This window comes from Nocardia sp. CY15, from assembly GCF_009829295.1.
In the GTDB taxonomy this organism is placed as follows: Bacteria; Actinomycetota; Actinomycetes; order Mycobacteriales; family Mycobacteriaceae; genus Nocardia; species Nocardia sputi.
Map to the genome: position 1 here is coordinate 155,395 of NZ_VUOT01000019.1, position 8,313 is coordinate 163,707.

The 8,313-nt window shown below is 71.1% G+C and carries 1 protein-coding gene; it reads left to right on the forward strand.

Going from position 1 to position 8,313, the window contains the following annotated elements; genetic code table 11:
- Positions 1-47: 47 nt before the first annotated feature.
- On the forward strand, positions 48-8,313 hold an 8,266-nt coding region (locus tag GVY39_RS20865), incomplete at its 3' end, for a type I polyketide synthase (RefSeq protein ID WP_159926906.1).

The following is an 8,313-nucleotide window of genomic DNA, read 5'->3' on the forward strand; positions in this document are numbered from 1 at the left end:
TGGTTGAACCAGCGAGTGATATCGCCATTGTCGGAATGTCGTGCAGGATGCCAGGAGCTTCCGACCTCGAGCACTTCTGGCGATTGCTGCGCGAGGGCCGCGATGCCGTCGGATCGGCTCCCGCCGACCGCCCCGGAATCGATGAGACGGCGGGATTCCTCGATTCGGCAACAGAATTCGACGCCGACTTCTTCGGCGTGCCGCCGAACGAAGCGCATTCGCTCGATCCCCAACAGCTACTCGGCCTCGAACTGAGCTGGGAAGCGTTGGAAGACGCCGGATTCGGCGACCGCGCGGGGACGCGAGCAGGCGTGTTCTTGGGTTGCACCGGCACCGATTTCGCCGAAATTGTCGCGTCACGAGGAAAATCCAGCATCGGTCGGCATTCGCTGTGGGCGGTCGGTCGAGGAGTTACCGCTAACCGAATCTCGAATTACTACGGGTTCACCGGACCGAGCTTGGTCGTCGACAGCGGGCAGTCCTCGTCCTTGGTCGCGGTGCACCTGGCCTGCGAGTCGGTCCGCGCCGGTGATTGCGATGTGGCCGTGGCAGGCGGGTTGAATCTCATCCTGTCTCCGTTGAGTGGTGAACGGTACGAACAGTTCGGCGCGCATTCGGCGACGGGGAAATGCCACACCTTCGATGACCGGGCCGACGGCACCGTACGCGGCGAAGGCGGCGGCATGATCGTGCTCGAGCCGGTGGCGCGTGCGATCGCGGCGGGACACCGGATCTACGCCGTGATCCGCGGCAGCGCCGTCAACAACGGCAACGAGCGGCAGGTGTTGAGCGCACCCAGCGCCGCTACCCAGGCCGCCGTCATCCGGGCCGCTCTGACGGCGGCCCGGATCGACGGCTCATCGGTGCAGTACGTGGAGCTGCACGGCACCGGTACGCCCGCGGGCGACCCGGTGGAGGCGGCAGCTCTGGGCGAAACATACGGGGCGGGCCGTCCGGCGGGTGAGCCGCTCGCCGTGGGGTCGGTCAAAACCAATATCGGGCATCTGGAAGGCGCCGCGGGAATCGCGGGTTTGATCAAGACCGCACTGTGCCTGCGGCACGGACAGCTGGCGCCCAGCTTGAACTTCCGCAATCCCAATCCCCGGATCCCGCTGGAAGACCTGAGGCTCCGGGTGCAGACCAGCACGCAGCCATGGGCAGACGATGTGCCTCGCCGGGCCGGTGTCTCGTCGTTCGGCATGGGCGGAACGAACGCGCACGTAATCCTCGAGCAGGCGCCTGCCACGGCTGCCGTCGAGGTGGCCGGCACCAGCGGCGAGCCACGGCCCGCAGTGTGGGTTCTGTCGGCTCGGAGCCGAGAAGCCTTGCGGGAGCAGGCTGTTCGTTTGCGCGAGTGGCTGGCGGACGGCCCGCAAGCCGGTGTCGCCGAGGTGGCGTACTCGCTCGCCCATACCCGGACTCCGTTGGAGTGGCGGGCAGCGGTCGTGGGGTCCGGCGCCGATCGGATGAGCGCAGGGCTCGCCGCCCTGACCGAACCGGCGCCGGCGCTCGGCGATCCAACTGTGATGTCCGGCCGGGCCGCCGCGCGCCGGGTGGTGTTCGTGTTCCCGGGCCAGGGCAGCCAATGGGTGGGAATGGGCGCGGAACTGCTGGTGTCGGACGAGGTCTTCGCGGCATCGATCGCGGACTGCGAGGCGGCGCTGGCGCCGTTCGTGGACTGGTCGTTGACCGAGGTGCTGCGGGGGACACCGGGCGCCGCCTCGTTGGATCGCGTGGATGTGGTGCAGCCGGTCCTGTTCGCGATGCTGGTATCGCTGGCACGGCGGTGGCAGGCCGCCGGGGTGCGACCGTCCGCCGTGGTGGGGCATTCCCAGGGCGAGATCGCCGCCGCGGTGGTGGCCGGTGGATTGTCGCTCGAGGACGGGGCGCGCGTGGTGGCCTTGCGGTCACGCGCGGTCGCGGAACTGCTGGCGGGATCGGGCGGTATGGCGTCGGTCGGCTTGCCTGGCGACGCGGTCGCGGACCGGCTGGCGGCCTTCGGTGGCCGGTTGTCGGTGGCGGCGGTGAATGCCCCCGGCCAGACCGTGGTGTCCGGGGCGGCCGACGCGATCGAGCAATTCCTCGCCGATTGCGCGGCCGAGGGGATCTGGGCGAAACGTATTCCGGTGGACTATGCGTCGCACTCGGCGGCGGTGGAACGGATTCGCGGCCGGGTGCTGGCCGATCTGGCTCCGATCCGGCCGAAAACCGGCGATATTCCGTTTCTCTCGACGGTGACGGCCGAGTTCGTGGACACGGCCGGGCTGGACGCGGCGTACTGGTATCGCGGGTTGCGCGAGCAGGTGCGCTTCGCCGAGGCGATCGAGGCGTTGCTGAGCGCGGAGATGACCGCGTTCGTGGAGACGAGTCCGCATCCGGTGGTCGCCTCGGCGATCGAACTGGTGGCTGCGGCACTGGGCGCGGCCGATCGGGTGGCGGTGTGCGGGACCCTGCGGCGTGGTCACGGTGGACCCGAGGAGTTCGCCGCGGCATGGGCCCGGGCCTACTGTGCGGGTATCGACGCGCTGGCGGCGGAGTTGGCCCCGCCCGCCGCGCGAGTGGACCTGCCGGTCTACGCGTTTCAGCGCCGCCGTTGCTGGACGCCGGAGGCCGGCTCCGGCGCGGGTGCGGCGGATATGCGCCGCGCCGGGCTGATCGCGCCCGCCCATCCGATTCTGGGCGCCGCCGTGGCGGTGGCGGAGCGCGACGAATGGCTGTTCACCGGGCTGCTGGCCCCCGACACACACCGCTGGCTGGCGGATCATGTCGTCTTCGGGGCGCCCGCGGTCCCCGCGGCGGTATGGCTCGAGGCCGCGTTGAGCGTGGGCGTCTGGGTGGGCGCCGCGGAGGTCGAGGAACTGCGGGTCGAGACGCCGCTGCCCGCTAACCTGCCGTGGGCGATCCAGTTGCGCGTGGCGGCGGCCGGCGAGAGCGGGCGGCGGGCGTTCACCGTCCACGCCCGCCCGGCCACCGAGGACGACCACGCCGCTGTGGAATGGTCGCGGTGCGCGCAAGGGATGCTTGCCGGAGACCGCGATGAGCTCCCCGTCCCGCCGGGCGTCGAGTGGCCCCCCATCGGAGCCGAGCCGTTGGCCGCCGAAGAACTATACGACCGGCTGGCTGGTCGTGGGCTCGGCTACGGCGTGGCGTTCCAGGGAGTCACGGCGTCGTGGCTGCGAGGCGGCGAAGTGTTCGCCGAGGTGTCGCTCGATGAGGCGGTGGGCGATCAGGGCCGGTTCGGTATCCATCCCGCGCTGCTCGACGCCATGGCGCACGCCGCGACGGATCTACTGGCCGACGACTCGCCCACCCGGACCGCGATGCCGTTGTCGTTCAGCGGCGTTCGGCTGTACCGCAACGGGGTCGCCGCCGCACGGGTGCGGATCGAGCGTCTCGGTGACGACACCATGCGCGTGACGGCAATGTCCCCGGACGGCGACCCGGTGCTCATGATCGGGTCGCTGCGGCTTCGCAGTGTCGATCGGATGGTGGACGAGCCGCAGTCGGCGGCGGCCGCGGCTGCGCCCGTTGTTCCCGCCCGCCGCAGGCGTGCCGCGGTGGAGGGGCCGCTGGCGCCGCGGCTGTTCGCCGTCCCGGAGCCGGAGCGCGACGCGCTGGTGTTGAAAGTCGTCGCCGAGCAGGCCGCGGCGGTACTCGGTTACGAGTCGGCCGAGGCCGTTCCCGCCGATCTGCCGTTCACGGCGTTCGGATTCGACTCGCTGAGCGGAGTTCAGTTGCGCGACCGGCTGGTCACTGCCACCGGGCTGGCCCTGCCCGCGACGCTGATGTTCGACTACCCGACGCCCACCGCGGTGGCGCGGCTGGTGCGCGCCCGGCTCGAAGGGGTGGATCTCGCCGGGCCGCGCACCGTGCGCCGTGCTCGATCCGACGAGCCGATCGCCATCGTCGGGATCGGCTGCCGTTTCCCCGGCGGTGTCGGGTCGGCCGAGGACATGTGGCGTCTCGTCGCGTCCGGAAGCGACGTGATCACGCCGTTTCCCGAGGACCGGGGGTGGGATCTGGAGCGGCTGTTGCATCCCGATCCGGATGAGCCTGGCACGGTCTATATCCGGGAAGGCGGATTCCTGGCCGCCGCGGCGGATTTCGACGCCGGGTTCTTCGGGATCGGGCCGCGTGAGGCGGCGGCGATGGATCCGCAGCAACGGCTGATGCTGGAGGTCGCCTGGGAGGCGCTGGAGGACGCGGGCCTCGACCCTGCCGCGCTACGCGGTACGGACACCGGCGTGTACGTCGGCGCCTGCGCCTCGGGCTACGCGGAGGGCGTGACGGGGGAGTACGAAGGTTTCCGGCTGACGGGGACGTCGCACAGCGTGATCTCCGGCCGCGTGGCCTACGCCTTCGGGCTGGAAGGTCCGGCGGTCACGGTCGATACCGCCTGCTCCTCCTCGCTGGTAGCCATCCATCTGGCCTGTCAGGCACTCCGTCAGGGCGAGACCTCCCTGGCGCTGGCCGGTGGGGTCAGTATCTCGGCGAGTCCGGCGCTGTACGTCGACTTCGCGCGCCAGCGGGGCTTGGCCGCGGATGCGCGGTGCAAGCCGTTCTCCGCCGCGGCCGACGGCGTGACCTGGTCCGAGGGTGTCGGCGTGCTCGTCGTCGAACGCCTCGCAGACGCCCGTCGCCTCGGGCACCCGGTACTGGCGGTCGTGCGCGGTAGCGCGATCAACCAGGACGGTGCGAGCAACGGCCTGACCGCGCCGAACGGTCCGTCGCAGGAACGGGTGATCGCGGCGGCGCTGGCCGACGCGGGGTTGACGCCGACGGATGTGGACGCGGTCGAGGCGCACGGCACCGGTACCGCCCTGGGCGATCCGATCGAAGCGCAGGCGCTCATCGCCGCATACGGCGCCGAGCGGGCGGAACCGCTGCGCATCGGATCGGTGAAATCCAATATCGGTCACGCCGTCGCGGCCGCGGGTGTCGGTGGTGTGATCAAGATGGTGCAGGCGTTGCGGCACGAAACCCTGCCGAAGTCATTGCATCTCGCCGCGCCGAGCCCGCATGTGGACTGGTCGGCGGGCTCGGTGCGGCTGTTGAGCGAGCCGGAGCCCTGGCCGGCCGGCGGCCGGGTACGTCGTGCCGGGGTGTCGTCGTTCGGGATGAGCGGGACGAACGCGCACCTCATCCTGGAAGAGGCGCCGACGGGTCCGGCCGAAAGACCCCGCCCCGCGGCCGAGCCGGGTGATCGTGATCGGGGTGTCCGGACGTGGACCGTATCCGCGCGCACCCCGGCAGCCCTGCGAGCGCAGGCCGTTCGGCTCACCGAATGGCTGACCGCGCGGGACGACGTGAACGTGGCGGATGTGGCGCACACACTGCTGCGCCACCGCGCGCAGCTGGAATATCGCGCCGCGGTCCTCGGGCGCGAACTCGATGATCTGCGGTCCGGGCTCGCGAGTTTGGCCGGACCCGCGACCGCCGAGAGCGATCTCGTGGTCACCGGCCGGGCCGCGCCGCGGCGGGTGGCGTTCGTGTTCCCGGGTCAGGGCAGCCAGTGGCCTGCGATGGGCGCCGAACTGCTCGCCGCGAACCAGGTTTTCGCCGGCTCGATCGCGGAATGCGAGGCGGCGCTGGCGCCGTTCGTGAACTGGTCGTTGACCTCGGTGCTGCGGGGGGAGCCGGGCGCGGCATCGTTGGACCGGGTGGATGTGGTGCAGCCCGCGCTTTTCGCGGTGCTGGTGTCGCTGGCGCGAGTGTGGCGGGCGAGCGGGGTGGAGCCCGCGGCGGTCGTGGGGCACTCGCAGGGTGAGATCGCGGCGGCCGTGGTCGCGGGCGGGCTTTCACTCGCCGACGGTGCGCGTGTGGTCGCCGTCCGGTCCCGGATCGTGGCCGAGGAACTGGCGGGAGCCGGCGGCATGGTGTCGGTCGGGTTGGCTGCGGACGCGGTCGCGGATCGGTTGACCCGGTTCGGGGACCGATTGTCCGTGGCGGCGGTGAACGGGCCGGGGCAAACCGTGGTGTCGGGGGAGACGGCGGCCGTGGAGGAATTCCTGGCGGCCTGCGCGACCGACGGCGTGTGGGCGAAACGGATCCCGGTGGACTACGCGTCGCATTCGGCCGCGGTGGAGTCCATCCGCGATCGGGTCCTGGCGGAGCTGGCTCCGGTCGCGCCGGTACCCGGGTCGGTGCCGTTCTTCTCGACCGTGTCCGCGGACTACGTCGACACCGCGATGCTGGACGCCGCCTATTGGTATCGCGGCCTGCGCGAGCCCGTCCGGTTCGCCGAGGCGGTCGAAACGCTGCAACGCGCGGGTGTGAACGCCTTCATCGAGGTCAGCCCGCACCCGGTGCTGACGGTCGGGATCGAGCTGACGGCGGACGCCCTTGGCGGGTCCGGCCGTGTGGCCGTCCTCGGCACCTTGAAACGCGAACACGGGGGGCTGGAACAGCTCTCGCTCGCGCTGGCGCGCGCCTATTGTGCCGGTATCGACGTGGCGGCGCCGGTATTGGCGCCCGTCGCGACCCGGGTGGATCTGCCGCGTTACGCCTTCGAGCACAGGCGGCATTGGCTGGTGCCCGGCGGTGCGCCGGATATCCGGCAGTCGGGCCTGGATGAGGTGGCGCATCCGTTGCTGGCGGCGATGGTGCGGTTGCCGGACACCGACGAGGCGGTGTTCACCGGCAGGCTGTCGCGGGCGGCATATCCGTGGCTGTCCGATCACGCTGTCGCGGGTGTGGCCTTGCTTCCCGGCGCCGCCTTCGTGGAACTCGTCCTGCATGTCGGCGCGGTGGTCGAATGCATGTGGTTGTCGGAACTGGTGCTCGAGGCGCCCCTGGTGGTGCCGTCGTCGGGGACCGTCGAGCTACGGGTGGTGGCCGGCGCTCCGGACGAGTCACGCACCCGCCGGGTGTGGGTGTACTCACGAACGGAGGAGGCCGCATCTCGCGCCGAGCGCGGTCCGGCCGACCGGATCTCGGACGGGAACTCACCGCGGTGGGTCCGGCACGCCGCCGCCACGATCACCGCCGAAACGGATGCGGCTGTGGCCTCGGTCGTGGCCGTGCGCCCACCGGCCGGTGTGGCCGCGGTCGATATCGCCGGTGTTTACGCGGAACTGGCCGAGCGTGGCTACGAATACGGCCCTGTGTTCCAGGGGCTGACCGCCCTGTGGCGCGGTGACGGCGAAGTCTTCGCCGAAGTGACGCTGCCGGAACCGGGCCGCGCCGGGATCGCCGAATTCGCACTGCATCCGGCGCTGCTGGACGCGGCGCTGCATTCGGTTCTGCTTGGTGGGCTCGCATCCGACGCGCCGGAGGGGACGGTCGCGGTGCCGTTCTCCTGGGAGAACGTCAGGTTGTATGCGACGGGAGCGACCGCGCTGCGGGTCCACGCGGCTGTGTCCGGGTCCACGGGCGCAGGACCTCGGATCGCGGTGACCCTCACCGATACCTCCGGCATGCCGGTGGCCGAGGTGGGCGCGTTGACTATGCGCCCGATCCCGGTGGAGGCACTCGGACGTTCCCGGCCGCGGAGCGAGGGACTCGGCTACCTGGTGGAGTGGGTCGCGTCGCCCGAGCCGGAAGATGCAGCCCCGGCCAACGCGGTCTGGGGTGAAGCCGAGGACGGCGAGACAGTGACGATCGCGGGGCGGGTGGCGACGGTGATCCGGCTCGATGAGGCCGCCGACCGCGCTCTGCCGGGAGTGGCACGTGATGTGGTGACCGCGGTGACCACGCGGGTGCAGCGGCTGCTGGATCGGGAGGACCCGATCGTCGTGGTCACCCGGCGGGCCGTAGCGGTGCATCCCGGCGAGCCGGTGGATCTGTCCGCGGGTGCGGCGTGGGGGTTGCTGCGCACCGCCCAGAGCGAGCATCCGGACCGGATCCTCCTCGTCGACGTCGACGATTGGGCCGGTTACCGGCACGGTGTCGGCCTCGCGATGACTACAAGCGCCGAACCCCAGTTCGCCGTCCGTCGTGGTATCGCGCACGTCCCGCGCCTGCGACGGGCCGCCGACGACATCGGGAACGCGAGTGTGGCGATGCGGGCTCCGGCGTGGGCACTGACCCACCATGGCAGGGGCACCCTGACCGGCGACAACCTGACGCTGGTCGAGACGACGGAGGCATTGCGGGCCCTGGCCCCCGGCGAGGTCCGGGTGGCCCTGCGGGCGGCCGGTCTCAATTTCCGCGATGCCCTGATCGCCCTGGGCATGTATCCGCAGCCCGACGCTGTGTTGGGTGTGGAGGGTGCTGGTGTGGTGGTGGAGGTGGGTGCGGGTGTGTCGGGGTTGGTGCCTGGTGATCGGGTTTTCGGGTTTGTGACGGGTGTGGGGTCGGTGGTGGTGGCCGATC